This window comes from Saccharothrix lopnurensis (genome assembly GCF_042658445.1).
Classification (GTDB): Bacteria; Actinomycetota; Actinomycetes; order Mycobacteriales; family Pseudonocardiaceae; genus Actinosynnema; species Actinosynnema lopnurensis.
The window spans coordinates 38,151-60,200 of the sequence record NZ_JBHSQO010000038.1 but is presented as its reverse complement, the minus strand read 5'-3'; the positions used below and the strand labels follow the sequence as shown (position 1 = coordinate 60,200).

Below are 22,050 nucleotides of genomic sequence, written 5' to 3'. Positions count from 1 at the left end.
CCGGGGAGGACCCCATGACGACCCAGGAAGAACGCCCGCTGCTCGAACACGTGGAGCAGCCCGACGGCGTGCCCGAGCGGCTGGCCGCGCAGATCAGGTTCATCGTCGAGATCGACAAGCTCAAGACCGTGCTGCGGCGCAGCCCGCTGGTGGCCGACGACCGGCTGGAGAACGACGCCGAGCACTCCTGGCACCTGGCGATGATGGTGCCGATCCTCGCCGAGTACGCCGACGACCCGATCGACGTCGGCCACACGGTCGAACTGGTGCTGCTGCACGACCTCGTGGAGGTCTACGCCGGCGACACCTTCCTCTACGACGACGAGGCCCGGCAGGACCAGGAGGCCCGCGAGCAGGCGGCGGCCGACCGGCTGTTCGCGCTGCTGCCCGACGACCAGGCGGTGCGCTTCCGCGCGCTGTGGGACGAGTTCGAGGCCAGGCAGACCCCGGAGGCGCGGTTCGCGAAGGCCATGGACCGGTTGCAGCCGCTGCTGCTCAACTTCAACAACAGGGGCGGCACCTGGCGGACGCCCGGGGTCACGGAGGCCGACGTGCTGCGCCGCAAGGCCGTCATCGGCGAGGCGTCGGCCGAACTGGGCGCCTACGCGCGCACCCTGATCCACCTCGGCGCCGACCGGGGCTGGGTGCCCAGGGCCGGCGCGGAGCCGGACGCGGGCTGACCGCCCCACCACCGAACACCCGGGGGAGAACGCGATGCGGCACGGGGAACGGCGCGCTCCGAGCGCCGCCGAACGCTCCTTCCTGGCGTTCGACTCGCCGCGCACCGCCCAGCACTTCGGCGTGGTGTGCCGGTTCGAGCCGTCGGGCTCCCCGGAGGGGTTCGCCCGGCGGCTGGTCGACCGCCTGCGCGCGGCGGGGCCGGTGGTCGCGCCGTTCACCTCACGTCCTCGGCGCGGCGTGCTCCCGGCGCGCACCGGGGGCTGGGAGACGACGCCGGACGCCGCCGTCGATCGCGGCCACCACGTCCGCCTGACGCGGCCCGGGGGCACGCCGGCCGACGCGGTCGCGCGGGTGCACTCCACCCCGCTGGACCCCGCGCGACCGCTGTGGGAGGCACACGTGATCCCGGGTGGCCGGGAGGTGGTGCTGCTGTTCAAGGTGCACCACGCGCTCACCGACGGGCACGGCTTCCTGGCGCGGCTCGACCGGATGCTGGGCGAGCGCCGGGACGACGAGGGCGGCGGACCACCCTGGGTCTTCGCCGACCCGGCCCCGGCGGGTCCCGCACCACGACCCCCGCCGCTGTGGCGGGCGGGTCCCCTGGCGGCGCGCACGCTGGTCGACGCGGTGCGCGGCGGACCGGTTCCGTACGGGGTGCCCGCGACGCTCCTCAACGGCTCGATCGGACCCGAGCGGCTCGTCGAGTCGCGGGTGCTGCCCCTGGCCGCCGTGCGCGGGGTGGCCTCGGCCACCGGTGCGACGGTCAACGAGGTGTACCTGGCCGTTCTCGGCGGGGCGCTGCGCTCGTACCTGCTCGACCACGCGGCCCTGCCCCGGTTCGACCTGACCGCCGGGGTCCCGGTCTCCCTGCGGGCCACCGGCGACACCGCCGCGGCGAACACCTTCACCATGACCGTGATGGGTCTCGGCACCGCCGTGGCCGACCCGGTGGCCCGGCTCGACGCGGTCCGCGCGGGCAGCGGGGCGGCGAAGGGCGCGCTGGCCCGGTTGCCCCGCCCGGTGCTCGCGCGCCTGGCCGCCGTGGTCACCGGACCGCTCGCCGCGGCGCACGCCGTCGGCGCGGGGCACCTGCTGCCGCGCCCGCCCTACAGCGTGGTGGCGTCGAACGTCCGCGGCCCGGACGGGCCGCGGTACCTGCTGGGGGAACGGCTGCGTTCGCTGCACGGCGCGGGCAGCCTCTGCCACGGCACCGGGTTGTTCGCCGCCGCGGTGTCCGCCGACGACCGGTTCGAGGTGTGCCTCACGGCGGCCGCGAACCTGGTCCCGGACCTGCGCGGGCTGGCCGATGCCGTGCCGGCCGAGTTCGACGCGCTGGCGGCCGCCGCCGTGGCGTGAGCACCCGGAGTGGACTCGAACGAGGGGGGAAGTCGTGCGACCGGTCGAGACGCCTTACTACACCTACGAACTGGCCGAGGTGCGCCGCGCGCACCGGCGGCTGAGAGCCGCGCTGCCCGAGGGCAGCCCGCTGTTCTACTCGCTGAAGGCGAACGCCCACCCCGCTGTCCTCGGCGAACTGGCCCGTGCGGGTTGCCGGGCTGAGGTCAGCTCGCCCGGCGAGCTGGTCTCGGCGCTGGCGGCGGGCTTCGCCCCGGCCGAGGTCGTCTACACCGGGCCGGGCAAGCGCGAGGAGGACGTGCGCTTCGCCGTCGACCGGGGTGTCCGGCTGTTCTCGGTCGACTCGCCCACCGCGCTCGACCAGCTCGACCGGGTCGGCTCCACCTCGCGCACCCGGCTCGACGCCGTGCTGCGGGTCAACCAGCCCGACCCGCCGCGCGGTGTCGGGCTGGCGATGACCGGGGGCGCGTCGAAGTTCGGCGTCGACCTGGGGTGGGTGGTGTCGGACCCGGACGCCTTCGCCGACCGGGCCCGCGTGACCGTCGTGGGCGCGCACCTGTACATGGGCAGCAACCTCGGCACCGAGGAGGCCCTGCTCGGGGTGTTCGAGCACGCGGTGGCCGCGGCGGGTGCGGTCCGCGCCGCGCTCGGCCGCGACCTCGCCTTCCTGGACCTGGGCGGCGGGTTCGGCGCGCCCTACGCCCAGCCGGGCCCGCTGCCGGACCTCGGCACCCTCCGCGAGCGGCTGGGCGACCTGTTCGACCGCACCGTGCCGGGCTGGCGGGCGGGTGCGCCGCGGATCGCGTTCGAGTCGGGGCGCTACCTGGCCACCGCCTGCGGCACCCTGGTCTGCACGGTGCTGGACGTGAAGCGGTCCGGTGGCAGGCGCATCGCCGTGCTGGACAGCGGCGTGCACCACCTGGGCGGCATGTCGGGCCTGGGGCACGAGGAGGTGATCGGGCCCCGGGTGCTGACGGACGCACCCGGCGCGCCGACACCGGGCTGGACGTTGGCGGGTCCGCTGTGCCACCCGCTCGACACCTGGGGCAGCGACCTCGTGCTGCCCGAACTCCGGGTGGGCGACCGGATCAGCGTGCCCAACGTCGGCGCGTACGCGCTGAGCGCGAGCCTGGTGCTGTTCCACGGGCACGCGATGCCGTGGGAGGTCGTCCTCGACGAGGGGACCGAGGTGGACCGGAGCAGGCTGACCCCGGTGCGGGAGCGGCCGTGACCAGGGTGGTGCACGTGGCCGACCACACCGGCCGGGTGCTGGTCACCCGGGACGACACCGACCACGCCGTGCGCCGGCTGACCGCCGCGCACGGGCACCGCTGCCCGACCCGGTTCGCCGAGGCGGCCACCGCGCTCTACCGCGAGTTCGGCAGGCGGGTCCGCACCGAACTGGTCTCGGCCCTGCCGCACCCGGCGGGTGTCCGGGTGGACGACTGGGACGCGGGCGCGCTGCGGCGGGCCGTGGTCGCCTCGGCCGGGCCGGGACCGCTGGTCAGCCTCGACCCGCTCCTGGACGCCGTCGGGTCGGCGCTGCGGGTCTCCCGCGGTTTCCGGCCCAGGGGCGTCCACCAGGTCGGCCTGGTGCCCCGGCCGGGGGCGCCGTCGCTGTCCGCGCAACTCGTCCGGCTGGGTGCGGGCGGCGCGCGGGCGGGCTGCACGCTGGTCGAGGACGACGTGTACACCGGTGGCACGCTGGCGGCGGTGGCCCGGCTGCTCGCCGGTGCGGGGATCGCCGTGGCCGGCGCCGCGTGCGGGATCAGGGTCCGGGTCGAGGGCGCGCCGGACACCCCGGTGCCGCTCCGGTCCACGGTGGAGTACCGGGTTCCCCTCGGCAGGCCGGACCTGGTGCAGGTGGCCGACCCGCGCAGCTTCCTGTTCGGTGTGGACGGACTGGTGGTGCGGGTGGGCGCGGACGGCTGGGGCCGGGCGCCGTACTGGGACCCGTTCGTCAGCGCCGCCGCCCGGCTGGGGGTCGCCGCCGAGCGCGAACGGCGCTTCGCGACGGCGATGATCGCGGCCAACACCGCCTTCTACCGCGGCCTCGCCGAGACGACCGGGGTGGTGGTCGCCCTCGCGGACCTGCCGAACGCGGCCCCGGTCGGCGCTCTCGACCCGACCCCGGACCCCGGGACGCCGGTGGTGGACTACCTGGCGGCCGTGGTCGACGACCTCGACCGCGCCACCGAGCGGGTGGCCGCACTGGACCGGGGCGGCGTGTCGCAGGCGGTGGCCGGGTGAGGCTGGTGCTGCTCGACGTCAACGGCACCCTGGTCCCCGCCGGGGCGACCGAGGTGGACCGGGGCGCGCTGGCGGGCGTGGTCGAGGCCGTCGAGGGGCTGCGCGGTCGTGCGCAGGTGGGCTTGTGCTCGGACTCCCCACTGCGGTCGTTGCGGGACTTCGGGACGTCGCTGGGGCTCGCGGAGGGGTTCCCGGTCGTGGCGGAGAACGGGAACGTCACGCGGATCGGCGGCGTGACGCGGGTGCGGGTGCCGTTCCCCGGGCTCGCGGAGGTCCGGGCGGTGATCGCGGGGACCGCGACCGAGCACGGGCTGCGCCGGCGCGGTGAGCAGGAGTCGCCGGAGTTCGGCGGTGCCCCGGTCGAACCGGGGGTGTGGGCGTTCGGTGCGGGCAGGGTGGCCTCGGTCGCAGTGTTCGCGGAAGGCTCGTTCGTCGAGGCCGCCGGGCGGCGGGTGGCGGAGTGGGCGGCGGACCGGGCCCCGCTGGCGGTGGACAGCAGCCCCGCCCACGGTTTCCTCGGCGTGCACCCCTACCCGGTGCTGCGGTCGGGGAAGGCGGCGGCGCTGACCGCGCTGGCCGAGGCCGGGTGGGAGCCGGTGATGGTCGGCGACACCATGTCCGACTGGGTGCCGCCGGGGACGGGGGTGCGCTGCGGGTTCGTCGGCGGGGCGCTGGTCACCGCCGAGGTGCGGGCGGCGGCGTGGGCGCTGGCCCGGTCGCCCGGCGCCGAGGGGGTGGCGGAGCTGCTGCGCAGGATCGCGGAGGAAGCGGACGAGAGGGGAACGGTGTGACTGTCGTGCGGGTCGGGGTGGTGGGGTGCGGGATGATCGCGCAGCTCATGCACCTGCCCTACCTGGTGGAACTGGCGGGCGAGTTCGCGGTGACCGCCGTGTGCGACCTCGACCGCGACCTGGCGGCGGAGGTGGCCGCGCGCTTCGGCGTGCCGGGGGTGTACGGCTCGGTGGCGGAGCTGCTCGACGCCGGGCAGGTCGACGCGGTGCTGGTGCTCACCCAGGACCACTTCGCCCCGGCCGCGGCCGCTCTCGAACGAGGGGTGCACACCTTCACCGAGAAACCGCTGTGCCACACCCTCCGGGAGGGCGAGGCCCTGGTCGAGACGGCCGAGCGGACGGGCGCGGTCCTCATGGTGGGCCTGATGAAGCGCTACGACAGCGGTGTGCGGCAGGGCCTCGCCGCCATCCGCGGCCTGCGGGAACCCGCGCTGGCCCGCTCGCACGTCGTCGTGGGCCCCCACTACGGCAACTGGATCGTCCCCGAGCTGCACACCGGCATCCGCGGGGGCGCCACCGCGCCGGGGCCCGACCCGCGACGCGACCGCGTCATCGCCGAGTTCGGTCCCGCCCCGGCGGCGATCGTCGACGCGTACATGGACATGTTCGGCGTGTGGAGCCACGACATCAACCTGCTGCGCGCCGCGTTCCCCACCGACCCGCACACCGTCCGCGCCACCGCCTCCCCGGACGGCACCGCGCTGACCGCGACCCTCGACCACCCCGGTGGCCTGCACTGCGTGTTCCAGGGCGGCAGCGTCGACGTCCCCCTGTTCGACGAGGGCCTGGCGGTGTGGTCCCGCGAGGCGGTGGTGGAGCTGACGATCACCAACCCGTTCCTGCGCAACACCCCGTCCACGGTTCGCACCCGCCACGCCGGACCGGCGGACGGCACCACCCGCCCGCCCCTGGTCGACACCACCACGACCGGCTCGCACGACGAGGCGTTCCGCGCCCAACTGCGCCACTTCCACCACTGCGTCACCACGGGCAGCCAACCGCTGACGAGCGGCCGGGAAGCGCTGGCCGACACCCGGCTCATGCTCGCCATCCTCCGGGCGGCCAACGACTCCGCCACCGGTCGCCGGTAGGGGAGGTGGGCTCGTCGCTGGTCGTCGCCCAACCCGTGCGCGGCGGGACCGCGCTCCAAGGCTTCGGCGAGCCGGTCCAACCGTGGCCGATCCAGTCGACACGACCCGCCCGGCCCCGGGTACGGGTCAGAGGAAGGTCGTCAGTGCGACGGGCACGGCCAGGCCGGACAGGCCGTTGAACAGGCAGTCGAGGTTGGGGTTGGCCACACCGACCGTCTGCGAGGTGGTGCCGGCCAGCGTGCCGCCGGTCTGCCAGGTGGTCAACTGCACGGTGCCGTCGAGCACGTTGGTGCGGACCGTGAAGTCGAACGTGGTCCCCTCGTCGCCGGGGGACCACTCGATGACGCCCGAGCCGGTGAGGGTGAGCAGCAGGTTGCACGGCACGCCGCCGAGGCTGGTCGCGGTGCCGGTGACGGGGGTCGCCACGCCGCCCGCCAGTTGCGGGTGGGAGCCGTTCGGGGACGTGCAGTTCGACAGGCCGGCGACGGCCACCACCGACGCCGTGGTCTGCACGGCGGTCATCGCCGGGCTGAAGCTGAGCTGGACGTTGATGGTGCAGGTCAGATCGGCGACCGCGGCCGCCGCGGGCGGCGCGACCGCGGTGGCCGGACCCAACGAGATGATGGACGCGGCGGTCACTGCCCAGACCCTGGCCCGGTTCCGCGTGGTCATCCCGAGACGTCTCGACATGTGCACCTGCCTCCAAGCGGGCATAAGATCGACAGTGACAGCTTGTGTACTCATCGTGATCGACAGCAAGCGGCCGAACGAGTAGCGGTCACCGGAAGCGGCGCTGGGAACCGGGTTCGGGGCAGTCGGGGGCCGGTGCGGCACGAAGGCGGTGTCACGAACCGTCCGCGGCGTCGAGGGGTGGTCCGACGACCCGGGAGTCCCCGACGAGGTCGTCGAGGTAACCGGGCAGGGTTCCGGGGCGGGCGTCGTCGACCGAGAAGCGCGCGCTCCGCCGTTGCCAGTCGTGGTTGCCGCGCACCACCGACATCAGGGCCGTGCGCACGTAGCGGTCGACCAGATCGCACTGCTCGGCGGTGAGGTCGAGTGCCGCACACGTCCGGGAGGTGCGGCCGCACAGTCGCCGGAAGGCGACGAGGCGGTCTTCGACCATGCGCCGGACGCGCGACAGCCCGTCCACGCTCCGATCCGTGGTGCTGTTCGAGGAAGAGCACGGCGTTGAGGGTGTCGCCGCGGGCGCTCTCCTTGACCGTGGAGGCCACGTCGTTGCACAGGACGACCACCTCGGTGGCCAGGTCTCGCAAAGCCTGGACGTGGTGGCTGTCCAGGACCTCGTCCGGGATCTCGAAGTGCTGGGTGCGTTCGCACAGGTCGTACACGGGCGCGGTGCCGATGGTCAGCGCGCGCAACCGGAGGTAGTCCTCCACGGACTCGCCGGGCACGTCCTCCCGCGCGACGGACTCCTCCAGGTTCCCGGTGAAGTACCGCCGCCACTCGCGGGCCGCCCTGACCCGCCACGCCGGTGACATCCCCCGGCAGGAACGCTCCCAGAGATCCGCCCACGCCGTGACCACGGGGCCGGCCCCCACGGGCGCGGGACCGGCGGGCAGGGACGTCAGGCGCAGCAACTCCTTGCTGACCGCGACCACCTCGGGCCGCAGCCCACCGGGGTGGTCGAACTGGTCGTCGAACAGGAAGAAGAACCCCATGGCGTCCGCGCCCAGGCGCAGGTCCTCACCACGGGCCTCGGGGAAGAAGCGGCCGGCCAGTTCGGTGAGCCGCCACCCCTCCACCCGTCGTGAGGCCGCGTCGCTCCGGAGCATCCCGTGCCGGCGCAACCACGCCATCGAGTCCGGGTGCACCGCGGGCACGTCGGGGCTGACCGCGCGGGGAAACGGGATGTGGAACGCGGTCTCCTGCGGTGCGGCCGATCCGTCCACCCGCTCCACCCTCCCCTGGTCGGCAGAGCCAGGATCACTGAGAAGGGTCGAGGAAAGCAACGGCCGACGAGGTGCCCGATCGCGCGACTGCGGATGGAACGGCCCTCCTGCCGACACCTCCGACCACGGCGCTGTCCGCGCGGAGGCGGACCGACGACCCTGACGGGTGATCCGCGGGAGGTGGGGAATCGAAGTGCGGCAGTGCTGCGACACCGAGCCGTTTTCGTCGTGACGTCGCAGGTCACGGTGCAGGCTGAGCAGCGGGAGCGCGGTAGGTGGGCGGGGACCGGCGCCCGGTCCCCGCCCACCGGGTCGGCGTCAGGGGGTCCAGCGGACGTTCGGGTTGAGGCGGCCGGACCAGTCGAAGACCGCCATGTTGTCCCAGCCGTTGCCGCTGCCGTTGATGTCGGCCGGGTCCCAGCCGTTGCCGGGGACCGCGTACCAGGTCGGCTCCCAGTAGAAGACGCCGATGGCGCCCGCGTTGCGCGCCGTGTTCTGCACGTGGGCGAAGTTCGTGGCCTGTCCCGCCCACGTCAGCGGGTAGTCCGCGCAGCCGGAGGTGACGGAGTTGCCCGTGCCGTCGGCGTTCTGGCCGGTGAAGGGGTACGCCGTCTCGGCGAGCACGACGTCCTTGCCGTAGCGGGAGCGCACGTCGGTGATGACGGTGTGGAGGTTGGCCAGCGTGCCGTGCCACGAGCAGTAGTAGGACAGCGCGGTGATGTCCCAGGGCACGCCCTTGGCCCTGATCCCGTCGTAGAACCAGCGGGCGTGGTCGAGGCTGTCGGCGTTCGCCGTGTGGATCATGACCTTGGTGCCGCCGTTGCACGCCTTGGTGGCGTTGTAGCCGGCCTTGAGCAGGAGGCTGAGGTTGGTGAAGTCGTTGTTGACCACCTTGCCCTCGTTCCAGAGCATCCCGACGTTGATCTCGTTGCCGATCTGCACGCTGTCGGGCGTGGTGCCCTGCGCCTTGAGGCCGCTGCACACCTCGTGGGTGTAGTTGTAGACGTCGGTCTGCAACCGGCCGATGTCGTGGCCCGACCAGGCGGCCGGCTTGTACTGCTTGCCGGGGTCGGCCCAGGTGTCGGAGTAGTGGAAGTCGATCAGCAGCTTGAGGCCCTTGGCCTTCACGGTCCTGGCGTAGGCCAGGACCTTCGCCTTGTTGTTGTAGCCACTGCGCGGGTTGTTCCAGACGCGCAGGCGGACGTAGTTGACGCCCACGCCCTTGAGGATGTCGAGCGGGTCCCGGGCGGTGCCGGACGCGTCGTAGTACCTCGCGCCGAGCTCCAGGGCGCGTTGCGCGGTCGAGACGTCGGCCCCGAGCATGGTCAGGGAGCCGGCCGCGGAGACGGTCGGGGTGATCGCGGTCAACGGGAGCACGGCGGCCGCCAGGGCGAGGGCGGCCCTGGCCGCCCGGTTCGGTCCGGACATCCGATCTCCTTCGATCGAGGGTGCGGTGGCCTGCGGCGGACTCGTGTTGTGAACGTGCACAACAAGGGAAGCGCAGATGCGGACCCGAATCAAGGCCGGAGCGGACCGAACCGGGTGGGAGCGTGCACAGGGCCGCCCCGAACCTCAGCAGCAGACGTGGTTGCCGATGTTCGCGCAGTTCTCCCCGACCTGGGCGATGCCGATCCGCGCCGCGGGAAGGGGCTGCGCGCCGGCCTGCCCGGCGCCGACCGCGGTGAGCGCGGCCAACACCAGGAATGCGGCGGAGAGCGCACGGGTGAATCGCACTGGCTTCCTCTCGATCGGTTCCCCGCGGACGGCGGACGGCATTCCGGGGACACCCTCCCGCCACGTGGGTGGGGGGTGTGGTGAAACGCGCTTCACCGCCGGTGGGATTTCGGCGCCCCGCGGCGCCGGATCGCCCCAGTCAAAACCGCCCGGTCACGCGGTGTCGAAGAACCGACACGCGGCGTTGTCCCGCGGCGGGACGGGGACCCCCGCCGGCCTGCCCGGACGGCCGTTCCGCGGCGGGACCACGGACGGGGGAGCGCACGTCACCGGATTGGCCTGTGCGGAGGACGGGTACCCGCGTTACCTTGGGAGCGCTCCCAGAGCGCTCTGCGCCATCGCCGCCGCGGAACCTTCGAGAGGAGTTCCATGCGAAGCACCCTCCGGGCCCTCGCGCTGACCGGCCTGCTGGCCGCGAGCGCGGTCGTGGCCGCCGCCGGCCCGGCCCAGGCCGACGTGACGATCTGCCAGCAGTACGGGACGACCACCATCCAGGGCCGCTACGTGGTCCAGAACAACCGGTGGGGTTCCTCGGCCAACCAGTGCATCAACGTCACCTCGACCGGGTTCCAGATCACGCAGCAGCAGGGCTCGGCGCCGACCAACGGCGCGCCCCTGTCCTACCCGTCGGTGTACCTGGGCTGCCACTACGGCAACTGCTCGCCGGGGTCGAACCTGCCCATGCAGGTCAGCCGCATCCGCAGCGCGACCTCGTCGATCAACTACCGGTACGTGGGCGGCACCTACAACGCCTCCTACGACATCTGGCTCGACCCCACGCCCAAGACCACCGGGGTGAACCAGATGGAGATCATGATCTGGTTCAACCGCCAGGGCTCCATCCAGCCGATCGGCAGCGCCGTGGGCAACGCCACCGTCGGCGGCCGCACCTGGCAGGTGTGGCGCGGCAACAACGGCGGCAACAACGTGATCTCCTACGTCGCGCCCTCGCCCATCACGTCGTGGTCGTTCAACGTGCTCGACTTCATCAACGACGTGCGCAACCGCGGCGCCATCACCACCTCGTGGTACCTGACCAGCATCCAGGCCGGGTTCGAGCCGTGGAACGGCGGCACCGGGCTGGCGGTCGACAACTTCTCGGCCTCCGTCAGCGGGTAACCGCACCCCGCCGACGACCGCACGCCGGGGTGCGCCCGACCGCCAGGGCGCACCCCGCGCCGTGATCGTCCGTTCGGGTCGCCCGCTTCCCCGGGCGGGCGGTGCTCGGCACACTCGGGCCATGCGGACGATCGACTGGGCGGACGGCCGGATCATCGCGATCGACCAGACCCTGCTCCCCGGCGAGCTGACGACCCTGCGCATCGACACCGTCGACCAGCTCGTCCACGCCATCCGCCGGTTGGCCGTCCGCGGCGCGCCCGCACTCGGCGTGGCCGGCGCGCTGGGCGTGGCGCTGGCCGCGTGCGGCGGCGGGGACGTGCGCGCCCAGGCCGCCCGGCTGCGGGCCGCCCGCCCCACGGCGGTCAACCTGGCCTGGGGCGTCGACCGGGTGCTGGCCCGGCTGGACGAGGGCCTGGACGCGGTGGTCGCCGAGGCCGTCCACGTCCTGGAGGACGACGTCCGCCGCAACCGCGACCTCGGGCTCAGGGGCGCGCGGTGGCTCCTCGACCGGCTCGGCGGACCGGTCAACGTGCAGACCCACTGCAACGCCGGCGCGCTGGCCTGCGTCGAGTGGGGCACCGCCCTCGGCGTGGTCCGCGCGCTGCGGGACGCCGAAGCCCTGGGCCACGTCTACGTCGACGAGACCAGGCCGCTGCTCCAGGGCAGTCGGCTGACCGCGTGGGAACTCGCCCGGATGGGTGTCGAGCACACCGTGGTGGTCGACTCGGCGGGACCCACCGTGATCGCCCGCGGCCTGGCCGACGCCGTCGTGGTCGGCGCGGACCGCATCGCGGCCAACGGCGACGTGGTCAACAAGATCGGCACCTACCCGCTGGCCCTCGCCGCGGCCAGGGCCGGCATCCCCTTCCTCGTCGCCGCCCCCGAATCCACGATCGACCCCGCCACCCCCGACGGCGCGGGGGTCGACATCGAAATCCGCGACCCCGCCGAAATCGTCGGCGACCACCCGACCAGAGCGCTGAACTACGCCTTCGACGTCACCCCGGCCGACCTGGTCACGGCCATCATCACCGACGAGCGGACGATTCGTGGAAAACCGCTGGGCTGAAACGCACACCGACCCCCTCGACGCCTGCGCGTACGGTTCCCGGCTGCTCGGCCGCGAACCGGACCTCGTCCTGCACGGCGGCGGCAACACCTCGGTCAAGGCGGTCGTCACCGACCTCACCGGCCGCCGGGTGGACGTGCTGCACGTCAAGGGCAGCGGCTGGGACCTGGCCGACATCGAGCGGGCCGGGTTCGCGCCCCTGCGGCTGGAGCGCCTGCGCGAGCTGCTGACCGTGCCGAGCCTGCCCGACGACCGGATGATGAACGAACTGCGGTGCGCCCTGCTCGACGCGGGCGCGCCGGACCCGAGCGTGGAGACCCTCCTGCACGCGGTCCTGCCGCACCCCGCCGTCCTGCACACCCACGCCGACGCCGTGATCACCCTGACCAACCTGCGCGAACCCCTGGTCGAGGAGGTCTTCGGCGACCGCGTCGTGGTCGTCCCCTACGTGATGCCGGGCTTCGCGCTGGCCAAGGAGTGCGCCGAGCTGTTCCCCCGGCACGCCGGCGAGCGCACCATCGGCGTGGTCCTGATGAACCACGGCCTGGTCACCTTCGGCGAGGACACCGAGGAGGCGTACGCCCGGCACGTCGAGCTGGTCAGCGCCGCCGAGGCGCACCTGGCGCGGCACCGGCCGACCCGCGCGCCCGCCGCGCCCCTGCCCCGCGTCGACCCCCGGGACCTCGCCGCCCTCCGCCGGCGGATTTCCGAGGCCGCGGGCCACCCGGTGATCGTCACCCGGCACACCGACCCGGCCATTGCGGCCTTCGTGGCCAGGCCCGACCTCGCCGACCTCGCGGGGCGGGGCCCGGCCACCCCCGACCACGTCATCCGCACCAAGCGGGTGCCCCTGGTCGGCCGGGACGTGGAGGGCTACGCGGCCGAGTACCGCCGCTACTTCGAGCGGCACGCGCGACCGGGCCTGACCATGCTCGACCCGGCGCCCCGCGTCGTGCTCGACCCCGAGCTGGGGATGCTCACGATCGGCCGGCGGGCGCGGGACGCCGACATCGCCCGCGACATCTACGCGCACACCATCGACATCCTGGAGCGGGCCGAGGAACTGGGCGGGTACCGCGCCCTGCCGCCGCGCGACCTGTTCGAGATGGAGTACTGGGAGCTGGAGCAGGCCAAGCTCCGGTTGGCGGGGCCGCCGGCCGAGTTCACCGGCGAGGTCGCCCTCGTCACCGGCGCCGCGTCGGGCATCGGCCGGGCCTGCGCCGACGCGCTGCGCGCCAGGGGCGCGAGCGTCATCGGCCTGGACCTCACCCCTACGGGAAGCCGTACCGACTACCTGGGCCTGCGGGTCGACGTCACCGACACCGCCGCGGTGCGGGCCGCGGTGGAACGCGGCGTCGAGCGGTTCGGCGGGGTGGACGTGCTCGTCGCCTCCGCCGGCGTGTTCCCCGGCAACACGCCCATCGCGGAGCTCGACCCGGACACCTGGCGACGCACCATGGCGGTCAACGCCGACTCCACGGCCGTGCTGTTCCGCACGGCGCACCCGTTCCTCGAACTCGCGCCGCGCGGCGGCCGGGTCGTGGTCATCGCCTCGAAGAACGTCCCCGCGCCGGGACCGGGCGCCGCCGCGTACTCCGCGTCCAAGGCCGCGGTCACCCAGCTGACCAGGGTCGCGGCCCTGGAGTGGGCGGCCGACGGCATCCGGGTCAACGCGGTGCACCCCGACGCGGTCTTCGACACCGGTCTGTGGACCGAGGAGGTGCTGGCCCAGCGCGCCGCGCACTACGGCCTCGACGTCGAGGCGTACAAGCGGCGGAACCTGCTGGGCGCGGAGATCACCAGCGCGGCGGTCGGCAGGGTGGTCGCGGAGATGTGCTCGGACACCTTCGCCTGCACCACCGGCGCCCAGGTGCCGGTCGACGGCGGCAACGAGCGGGTGGTGTAGACCGATCCCCCGCTGTTCGCCGGCTGTTCGCCCCGGCGCGACCATCGGCGGGTTGACGGCGGAGGGCCAGGATCGGGAACCTCGTCACCGGCCGGATGATCTCCGCGAACACCGGCCGGCGCTGAACGTCCCTGCCGCTCGACCCCGGATGGAGAGCATGGTCGCCGTGACCGCCCGAACGACGGACCGGACCCGCACCACCTCCCGCACCACCTCCCGCACCGCCCTGAGACTGCTCACCGCCCTCCTGGGCGCCACCCTGATGGCCGTCCTCGTCCCCGGGGCCGCCTGGGCCGCGCCGCCGCAGGCGCTGCCCGGGAACGCCGCCGCCGCCGACGCCAAGTGGCAGCCCGCGTTCGACTACGACACCGACGGCTGCTACCCGACCCCGGCCATCTCGCCGACCGGCGTGATCGCCACGGGCCTGAACAACTCCGGCGCCCTCAACGGCAACTGCCGCGACCAGTCCGACCTGGACAACACCAACTCGTACTCGCGCTCCAAGTGCAACAACAACTGGTGCGCCTACCTGTACGACCTCTACTTCGAGAAGGACCAGGCCGTCCCCGGCATCGACTGCTGCGGCCACCGCCACGACATCGAGCACGTCATCGTGTGGGTCAGCAACGACCAGGCCCAGTACGTCTCGACCTCCGCGCACGGCAACTACTCCACCTACCCCCGCTCCCAGGTCTCCTGGGAGGGCACGCACCCGAAGATCGTCTACCACAAGGACGGCCTGAGCACCCACTGCTTCCGGATCGCGAGCTCCACCGAGCCGCCGGAGAACCACTACGGCACCTGGCAGTACCCGGACCTGGTCAGCTGGGACCACTTCCCGGCCGGCATCCGGAACACCCTGGTGAACGCCAACTTCGGCAGCGCGAGCCTGGCCATCAAGGACGGCGCGTTCAACCACAACCTGTCCCAGGCCAAGCCGAGCGGCATCCCGTTCGACCCGAACGCCTGATCGACCGGTAACCGGAATTCCCGGAACCCGGTCGTCGGGAGCGGTCCGCTCCCGACGACCGGGTTCCGCCGTACCTGGCCGGGGTCGCGCGAAGGTGGGACAGCTCCGCGGTGACGAACCCGGGGTGCTCCTCGACCCGACAACGCCCCGACCCCGACCCCGGCACCTCCACCCGCTCGTGCTGCTCGTGCTGTCCGGGTTGGACGGTGAACGCGTCCACGTCCGGTCGCGCGACGGAGGAACCTGACCCCTTGATCGGGTTGCCGCGCCCGCAAACCCCGCCGAACGGCCACTGTGCGTAGCGCTGTGTCCGCTGTGGACTGTTCGTCGCGAACCTTATGGGTGATGTGGCAAATGGGCGTGTCGTCTCACCCGAGCGGGGTAGCCGATGGGGCGACCGGCCCTGACGATCCCGAGTCGAGGACGCGCCGGGGGCCGCCTGTAGGCGACGGGAAGGACCAGAACGGACATGTCGACCACGACACTGGCCGCCATCGACCTCAGCCAGGGCATCTCCGACGCCTGGCGCGCGGTGGCCACCTTCGTGCCCAAGCTCGTGGGTTTCCTGCTGATCCTGCTGATCGGCTTCTTCATCGCCAAGTTCCTGGCGAAGGCCGTGGACAAGGTCCTGGAGCGCGTCGGGTTCGACCGCGTCGTCGAACGCGGCGGCGTCAAGCAGGCCCTGGCCCGCTCGAAGTACGACGCCTCCGACATCATCGCCAAGCTCGTCTACTACGCGGTGCTGCTGATCACGCTCCAGGTCGCCTTCGGCGCCTGGGGCCCCAACCCGGTGTCCACGCTGCTGACCGGCATCGTGGCCTGGCTGCCCCGCGCGGCCGTGGCGATCATCATCGTCGTGGTGGCCGCGGCGGTCGCCAGGGCGGTCAAGGACCTCGTCGGCAACGCCCTGGGCGGCCTGTCCTACGGCCGCGTGGTGGCCACCACCGCCTCGGTCTTCATCATCGGCCTGGGTGTGATCGCCGCGCTCAACCAGATCGGCGTGGCCACCACCGTGACGATGCCGGTGCTGATCACCGTGCTGGCCACGGTCGGCGGCATCGCGGTCATCGGTGTCGGCGGCGGCCTGGTCCGGCCGATGCAGCAGCGCTGGGAGCAGTGGCTCAGCCGGGCCGAGCAGGAGGTGCCGCAGGCCCGCGCCCACGCCGAGGCTTACCAGCGGGGCCAGGAGGACGTGGCGCGCACCGCGACGACCGACGCGCCCACGCAGCAGGTGCCGACCCCGCAGACGACCGCGGGCCAGGTCCGGGGCGACGGTCCCGCCCGCGGCTACTGACCGCGGCCGAAGGAGCACACCTCCCGGGGGCCGACCCCCGGGCCACCAGCCGACCCGCGCGTCCGGGTTCCGCCCAGGACCACCTCCGCGAGCCGCGGGCGCACGACAGCGACGAATGGAGAACGACCGTGACCAACTCGATCCGCGAGCGCATCACCCGCTGGACCGGCCGCGACGTCCACGACCCCGCCGGTGAGAAGATCGGCGGTGTCGAGCAGTTGTGGTTCGACGACCAGGACGGCGAGCCCACCTGGGTGTCGGTCAAGACCGGTCTGCTCGGGCTGCGGCAGTCGTTCCTGCCGGTGCGCGGCCTGACCGAGGGCCCGGACGGCGAGCTGCGCACCCCCTACCCGAAGGAGCAGGTCAAGGACGCGCCCAACGTCGAGGCGTCGGACGACCACCTCGACCCGGACGAGGAGCGGCGCCTCTACAGCCACTACGGCCTCACCAGCGGCACGGGGAACCAGGCGGGCACCGGGCAGCAGGCCGCCGCCGGGAGGCAGGCCGCCGCCGGGAGGCAGAACGATGCCGGGAGGCAGAACGATGCCGGCCGACAGACCGCCACCGGTCACCAGGCCACCACCGCCGCCGCCGGCCGCCGCACCGCCGCCGACACGGGCCACGACACCTCCGGTCCGAACACCGACGACGCGATGACCCGCTCCGAGGAGCACCTGCGGGTGGGCACCGAGCAGCACGAGGCCGGGCGGGCCCGGCTGCGCAAGTACGTGGTCACCGAGACCGAGCAGGTCGCCGTGCCGGTCACGCGCGAGGAGGTGCGGGTCGAGCGCGAGCCGATCACCGAGGCCAACCGCGGCGCCGCCCTGTCCGGGCCGACCATCTCGGAGGAGGAGCACGAGGTGACCCTGCACGAGGAGCGCCCCGTGGTCGACACCGAGGCGGTCCCGGTCGAGCGCGTGCGGCTGGCCAAGGAACAGGTCACCGACACCGAGACCGTCGCCGGTGAGGTCCGCAAGGAGCGCATCGACACCGACGGCGACGTCCAGGGCGGTCGCAGCCCGCGCTGAACCCGCTCCCGCCGCCCCCCGCGGGGGGCGGACCGGGCACCGGCCGGGTTGAGGTCCGACCTTCCCTTCCCACGACCCGACCCGGACCGGCGACACCGGGACCCCGACCGTGCCGATCGCGGTCGGGGTCCCGGCCTACGCGGCCTCGGCCGTCGAGCTTCAGACCGCGGCGACGCCCTCGACGACCGACAGCCGGGTGTCGGTGGGCAGCACCCGGGTCAGCCGGAGCCCGGCGCGGGTGAACAGGGCGTCGAAGTCGGCGCGGGTGCGTTCCCGCCCGGTGAACGAGCTCATCATGAGCAGGTCGATGACCTTGCCCGGGTCGGGGTCGTTGCCGGGCGGGACCACCGCGTCGGCGACCAGGACGCGGCCGTGCGGGGACATCGCCCGCCGGCAGTGCTCCAGTACGCGCAGGGCGTGCTCGTCGTCCCAGTCGTGCAGGATGCGCTTGAGCAGGTAGGTGTCGCCGGGCGGGGCCTCGGCGAAGAAGTCGCCCGCCACGAGGTCCCAGCGGTCCTCCGCGCCGAGTTCGCCGAGCCGGTGCCCTTCGAGCACGTGCGGCTGGTCGAACAGCACCCCGCGCGCGCCCGGGTGCTCCCGCAGCACGGCCAGCAGCAGTCCGCCGTGACCGCCGCCCACGTCGACCACCACGGCGTCGGGCGGGAGGTCGAGGGCCCGCGCGACGAGGGGGTTCTCCGGGTCGGACATCGAGGCCATGCCGTCGTGGAAGACCGCCGCGGTCCCGGGGTCGCGGGCGAAGTGGTCGAAGAACGGCATCCCGAACAGCCGGTCGAACGGCGAGGTCCCGGTGCGCACGGCCTCCTCCAGCTCGCCGGCGGGGCGCCAGAACGTCGCGTCGGTGAGCATCAGGATCGCCGCGCGGAAGGACGACGGCGCGTCGGTGCGCATCGGCTCGGCCGCGGGGGTGAGCGCGAACCGGCCCTCGTCGTCCTCGGTGAAGATGCCGTGCGTGGCCAGCAGCCGCAGCGCCCGGCGCAGGTTGAGCGGGTGGGCGCCGACCGCCCGCGCCAGGTCCGCGACCGGGCGCGGCCCCCCGGTCAGGTGGTCGGCCACGCCCAGCACCGCGACGGCGCGCAGGGCGGCGGGCACCAGGTAGCTCATCGCGAGGTCCATCAGGGCGAAGCGGGGATCGGCTTCCGCCGGCGGTGCGACAGGTCCCGGGGAGTTCTCGGCGCTGGTCACCCACGGCACTGTATCGATTACCGAAAGTGATCACCAGTGCCGTGCTCGGGTTTCACCGGCCCCGAACGTGACTGCTCGTTAACACTTGGTGATCAAACGAGTACCGTCGGTATCAGGATAGGGGAGGGGTGTCATGGGTGTTCCCCGGTGGGGGCGGCACGGGGTGCGAGCCGTGCACAACGCGTTCGACGGCCACGCGGGCACGGTCCTCCAGATCGGGGTGGTCGCCGGCGACGTCGTGGCGCCCCGGGCGGGTCCCGGCCTGGACGGGACCGCGGACGGCCTGGCGGCCGTGGTGCGCCGGCAGTGGGAGGCCGAGGCGTCGGTCCGCTCGCTGCGCCGGCCCGAGCCGCTGCGCCTGCGCTGGGCCCCCACCCGCCGCCGGGTCGCCTGCCCGACCGCGCCCGTCGTCGAGGGCGGTGACCTCGACGACCTGACCCGGCGGTTCACCTCCCTGGCGGACCGGCGGCTGGTGCTGCTCGGCGGACCCGGCGCGGGGAAGTCGGCCACCGCGCTGCTGCTCACCCTGGACCTGCTCGCCCGGCGCGGGCCCGGCGAGCCCGTGCCGGTGCTGCTCTCCCCCTCGTCGTGGGACCCGCACGGCGAACACCTGGAGGACTGGGTCATCCGGCGGTTGGAGACCGACTACCCGGCCCTGCGCAACCGGAGCGCCCACGGCCGCCACGCCGCGCGCCGCTTGGTGGCCGAGCAGCGCCTCGTGCCGCTGCTCGACGGGCTGGACGAGCTGCCGGAGGCCCTGCTCGCCCCGGCGCTGGAGTGCGTCCACCGGGCGTTCGGCCGGGGCCGCCCGCTGGTGCTGACCTGCCGCGGCGACGAGTACGAGGCCGCGGTGCGCGCCTCCGGCACGGCGCTGCCCGCGGCCGCCGTCGTCGAGCTGGAGCCGGTCGCCGCCGCCGACGCGGCCGAGTTCCTGTCCACCGCGTCGCCGCAGTCGGCCGGGCGCTGGGCCCCGGTGCTCGACCGGCTGCGCACCGAGCCGGACTCGGTGGTCACGCGGTCGCTGTCCACCCCGCTGGCGGTCAACCTCGCCCGCACCGCCTACACCCGGCCCGACCGCGACCCCGGCGAGCTGGCCGACGTGCGGCGGTTCGCCGATCCCGCCGACGTGGAGCGGCACCTGCTCGACGCCCTGGTGCCCGCCGTCTACGGCGACCAGCCGACGCCGCCTCCCCGGCTCGCGCCGCTGCCGTCGGTCACCGGGCGGTACCCGGCGGACCGCGCTCGGCGCTGGCTGGGCTTCCTGGCCCGCCACGCCACCGGGCCCGCCGGCCGCGACATCGCCTGGTGGCGGCTGCCCCGCCCCCGCCTCGTGCTGGTGCCCGCGATCGCCGGCCCGCTCTGCTGGGCGGCGGTCACCGAGGGCTCGTCCCTCCCGGTCGGGTTCGCCATCGGCTTCGCGTTCACCTGGCTGATCGGCATCGCGCGCCGACGGGTGCCGCGGCGCCGGCTGCTCCTGGCCCCGGTGGTGCTGGGGGTGGCGTTCTGGTTCTTCACCTACTCGCACCCCCGGCCTCCCGGCGAGGTCGTGGTGGCGGCGGCGGGGCTGGTGCTGCTGGTCGCCATCGCGTTGTCGGCCGACCGCCCGCCGCACCGCACCGCCCTGCGCGCCCTGGGTCGCGGCCGGACGATCGCGTTCCGGGCGACCCTCGGTTTCGCGATCCCGGCGGCGACGACGGCCCCGGCGCTCGTCCTGCACGGGGTTGTGCACCCCCGGGACTGGTGGATCCCGGCCGCCCTCGGCCTGGTGGTGGCCTGGGCCGTCGGCCTCGGGACCTGGTTGACCGTGCCGCCGGACGGGTTCAGCGTGCCCCGACCCGGCCGGTCGCTGCGCGGTGACCTGGTGTCGTCCGCGGTGTCCCTGCTCGCCTGGGTCCTGGCGTTCCAGCTGCCGGTGCTGTTCGCCGTGGTCGTGAACGGCCGGTCCGTCGAGGCCACCACGGTGCTCACGGCCGCGGGTTTCGGCTCGGGCGCTGGCCTCGGGTACGTGATCGGCAACGCCTCGGTGCTGTACGCGGCGTCCCTGGCCTGGTGGGCGTTGCGGGGCAGGTTGCCGTGGCGGTTGCTGCGGTTCCTCGACGACGCGCACCGGCGCGGCGTGCTCAGGCAGACCGGCGCGGTCTACCAGTTCCGGCACAGCCACCTCCAGCGGCACCTGGCCCACGGGGACGGGTAGGCGTTCGTCGCGGTGGCGGTCCCGACCGGCAGGCGGCCGTCGCGCAGCTGCGCCGGCAGCGCCGGTCGCGCGGCGACGCCGGGGCCGTACACGTCGGTCGGCGCGCGGGGGAGGCGACGGAAGGCGGCAGCAGGGCTGAGGTGGTGATGGGGATCTCCCATGAGGTGGGTGTGGTGCGCGCCGTTGCCCGGGGTGGTGAGGTGGGCGTGGACCGCGAGGTGTGGGTGGAACGGGCCGGGAGAAGGCGTCCACCGCCGTCCCGGGTGCGACGACCTCGGGGCGGGTTGTGCGGAACAGTGGGCGAACAGCCCGGATGAGGGCCGCGTGGTGCCGCACCGTCCAACCAGCGGCACGGGCCGTACCACCTGCCGCGCCGCGCGCCGCGCACCACCCGGCGACCGCGCGCCCGAGCCCGCCGGGCACCCTTGTCCGGGCCCTGCCGGCTTCCCCGTGCGGGCGTTTCCGCACCCACTACCGAGGAATGACACGTGACACTGCCCTACGCCCCCGACGACGACCACGCCGCTGACCGCTACGTCAACAACGCGCTGCGCAGCCGAGACCCCGAGACGTGGCGACTGCTGGCCTCCGACGCCTACGTCGAGCAGACCGAGCGGGTGCTGCGGGCGATGCTCGACCGGATCACCGTGACGCGCACGCACCGCACGGCCGAGCGGGCGACCGCGCGGGCGCGGGCGCTGGAGGGGGAGATCACGCAGGCCGAGTACCAGCGCGACGCGGCCGAGGACGCCAACCGGTTCACCAAGACCGCCCACTTCGAGACGCTGGTGCGCGAGCACCAGCGGCTGATCGCGCCCGCGGCGCGGCGGCTGCGCGGCGACGACGTCCGCGACGAGCTGATGGACCTGGTGCTCGCCCTGGGCTCCGCCGTCGACGCCCACCGCGGCGCCGTGCTGGCGGGCGAGGGCGAGCCCACCGCGGCCGACCGGGCGCTGTGGGCGAGGCTGACCGCGCTCGACGTGCCGGGCACGCCGGACGGCGAGGGGCGCGCGTCGGTGGAGGAGCTGGTCAGGCGACACGCGGAGCGGCAGGACGACCTCGGGCGCGTGCTCGCGGGGATCGTCCTGGACGTGGCGGGCGACGAGGCGTCGGTGCCGCGCGCCGCGCTGCTGGCCGTGTGGAAGAAGTCGGTCGCGCCGACCCTGGCGCCCGAGCAGAAGAACGAGTTCGCGGCCAAGGGCAAGGGCTCGCTGGCGACCGAGAAGCTCCGCAAGACGATGGGCCACCTGGAGCGCAAGGGCCTGGTCAAGCGCTCGGACTCGCCGGACGGGCCGCGGCTCGACCTGCTCGACCGGGCCGGGCTGGAGGAGCTGGCCGACGGGCGGGAGCCGTGACCGCCGGGTGCCCCTCCGGTGCGCGGCGGCACCGGGGGCGCCCCGGTGCCGCCGCGCGATGTCGACCGGGGTGGTGACCTGCCCCGGCGGGGCCGG

The 22,050-nt window shown here is 74.1% G+C and carries 18 protein-coding genes and 1 pseudogene; 14 read left to right on the top strand and 5 right to left on the bottom strand.

Annotated features, from left to right (window positions below; translation table 11 throughout):
• Positions 1 to 14 precede the first annotated feature (14 nt).
• The 6 genes from ACFP3R_RS28010 to ACFP3R_RS27985 are packed head-to-tail and all read left to right on the top strand — an operon-like array spanning position 15 to position 6,169.
• Positions 15 to 680, top strand: coding sequence for an HD domain-containing protein (locus tag ACFP3R_RS28010; protein WP_380640019.1), 666 nt, complete (start codon positions 15 to 17; stop codon positions 678 to 680).
• Between the two features lie 34 nt (positions 681 to 714).
• Positions 715 to 2,037, top strand: a complete 1,323-nt coding sequence (locus ACFP3R_RS28005) for a wax ester/triacylglycerol synthase domain-containing protein (protein WP_380640017.1) — start codon at positions 715 to 717, stop codon at positions 2,035 to 2,037.
• Between the two features lie 34 nt (positions 2,038 to 2,071).
• Positions 2,072 to 3,268: a type III PLP-dependent enzyme domain-containing protein gene (locus tag ACFP3R_RS28000; protein WP_380640015.1), complete on the top strand. Its 1,197-nt coding sequence runs from the start codon at positions 2,072 to 2,074 to the stop codon at positions 3,266 to 3,268.
• Positions 3,265 to 4,287 carry a hypothetical protein gene (locus ACFP3R_RS27995; protein ID WP_380640013.1) on the top strand — a complete coding sequence of 341 codons (1,023 nt, stop codon included), beginning with the start codon at positions 3,265 to 3,267 and terminating at the stop codon, positions 4,285 to 4,287. Before ACFP3R_RS28000 ends, ACFP3R_RS27995 begins: the two co-directional genes overlap by 4 nt.
• Positions 4,284 to 5,078: an HAD family hydrolase gene (locus ACFP3R_RS27990; protein ID WP_380640011.1), complete on the top strand. Its 795-nt coding sequence runs from the start codon at positions 4,284 to 4,286 to the stop codon at positions 5,076 to 5,078. The genes ACFP3R_RS27995 and ACFP3R_RS27990 overlap by 4 nt, the downstream gene beginning before the upstream one ends.
• Positions 5,075 to 6,169 (top strand): Gfo/Idh/MocA family protein, encoded by a 1,095-nt coding sequence (locus tag ACFP3R_RS27985; RefSeq protein WP_380640009.1) that lies wholly within the window; start codon positions 5,075 to 5,077, stop codon positions 6,167 to 6,169. Before ACFP3R_RS27990 ends, ACFP3R_RS27985 begins: the two co-directional genes overlap by 4 nt.
• Positions 6,170 to 6,295: 126 nt before the next feature.
• Here ACFP3R_RS27985 and ACFP3R_RS27980 read toward each other — a convergent pair whose 3' ends face one another.
• The 4 genes and pseudogenes from ACFP3R_RS27980 to ACFP3R_RS27965 all read right to left on the bottom strand — a co-directional run bounded on the left by ACFP3R_RS27980 (position 6,296) and on the right by ACFP3R_RS27965 (position 9,813).
• A complete protein-coding gene (locus tag ACFP3R_RS27980; RefSeq protein WP_380640007.1) occupies positions 6,296 to 6,808 on the bottom strand; it encodes a hypothetical protein in 513 nt (170 codons plus the stop codon).
• Between the two features lie 205 nt (positions 6,809 to 7,013).
• Positions 7,014 to 8,079, bottom strand: a pseudogene (locus ACFP3R_RS27975) (terpene synthase family protein).
• A 318-nt stretch (positions 8,080 to 8,397) separates the two neighbouring features.
• Positions 8,398 to 9,507, bottom strand: a complete 1,110-nt coding sequence (locus ACFP3R_RS27970; protein WP_380640005.1) for a glycoside hydrolase family 53 protein — start codon at positions 9,505 to 9,507, stop codon at positions 8,398 to 8,400.
• Between the two features lie 144 nt (positions 9,508 to 9,651).
• Positions 9,652 to 9,813, bottom strand: coding sequence for a hypothetical protein (locus ACFP3R_RS27965; RefSeq protein ID WP_380640003.1), 162 nt, complete (start codon positions 9,811 to 9,813; stop codon positions 9,652 to 9,654).
• Positions 9,814 to 10,182: 369 nt separating this feature from the next.
• Between ACFP3R_RS27965 and ACFP3R_RS27960 the strand changes: the two genes are divergently transcribed.
• The 6 genes from ACFP3R_RS27960 to ACFP3R_RS27935 all read left to right on the top strand — a co-directional run bounded on the left by ACFP3R_RS27960 (position 10,183) and on the right by ACFP3R_RS27935 (position 17,202).
• Positions 10,183 to 10,932, top strand: a complete 750-nt coding sequence (locus ACFP3R_RS27960) for a GH12 family glycosyl hydrolase domain-containing protein (protein ID WP_380640001.1) — start codon at positions 10,183 to 10,185, stop codon at positions 10,930 to 10,932.
• A gap of 121 nt (positions 10,933 to 11,053) precedes the next feature.
• Positions 11,054 to 12,004, top strand: a complete 951-nt coding sequence (mtnA, locus tag ACFP3R_RS27955) for an S-methyl-5-thioribose-1-phosphate isomerase (RefSeq protein ID WP_380639999.1) — start codon at positions 11,054 to 11,056, stop codon at positions 12,002 to 12,004.
• Positions 11,985 to 13,910, top strand: a complete 1,926-nt coding sequence (locus ACFP3R_RS27950; protein ID WP_380639997.1) for a bifunctional aldolase/short-chain dehydrogenase — start codon at positions 11,985 to 11,987, stop codon at positions 13,908 to 13,910. Before mtnA ends, ACFP3R_RS27950 begins: the two co-directional genes overlap by 20 nt.
• 262 nt (positions 13,911 to 14,172) lie before the next feature.
• Positions 14,173 to 14,880 carry an NPP1 family protein gene (locus tag ACFP3R_RS27945; RefSeq protein ID WP_380640051.1) on the top strand — a complete coding sequence of 236 codons (708 nt, stop codon included), beginning with the start codon at positions 14,173 to 14,175 and terminating at the stop codon, positions 14,878 to 14,880.
• Positions 14,881 to 15,349: 469 nt separating this feature from the next.
• On the top strand, positions 15,350 to 16,174 hold the full coding sequence (locus ACFP3R_RS27940) for a mechanosensitive ion channel family protein (protein ID WP_380639995.1): 825 nt from the start codon (positions 15,350 to 15,352) through the stop codon (positions 16,172 to 16,174).
• 128 nt (positions 16,175 to 16,302) lie between these two features.
• Entirely contained in the window at positions 16,303 to 17,202 is a 900-nt protein-coding gene (locus ACFP3R_RS27935; RefSeq protein ID WP_380639993.1) for a PRC and DUF2382 domain-containing protein, read from the top strand.
• 159 nt (positions 17,203 to 17,361) lie between these two features.
• Here the strand turns inward: ACFP3R_RS27935 and ACFP3R_RS27930 are convergent, their stop codons facing one another.
• Positions 17,362 to 18,405 carry a methyltransferase gene (locus tag ACFP3R_RS27930; RefSeq protein ID WP_380639991.1) on the bottom strand — a complete coding sequence of 348 codons (1,044 nt, stop codon included), beginning with the start codon at positions 18,403 to 18,405 and terminating at the stop codon, positions 17,362 to 17,364.
• Positions 18,406 to 18,538: 133 nt separating this feature from the next.
• Here ACFP3R_RS27930 and ACFP3R_RS27925 point away from each other — a divergent pair, with 133 nt between their 5' ends.
• Together ACFP3R_RS27925 and ACFP3R_RS27920 are read left to right on the top strand one after the other, a co-directional pair.
• A complete protein-coding gene (locus ACFP3R_RS27925; RefSeq protein ID WP_380639989.1) occupies positions 18,539 to 20,599 on the top strand; it encodes a hypothetical protein in 2,061 nt (686 codons plus the stop codon).
• 488 nt (positions 20,600 to 21,087) lie between these two features.
• Entirely contained in the window at positions 21,088 to 21,954 is an 867-nt protein-coding gene (locus ACFP3R_RS27920; RefSeq protein WP_380639987.1) for a nuclear transport factor 2 family protein, read from the top strand.
• Positions 21,955 to 22,050: the final 96 nt, after the last annotated feature.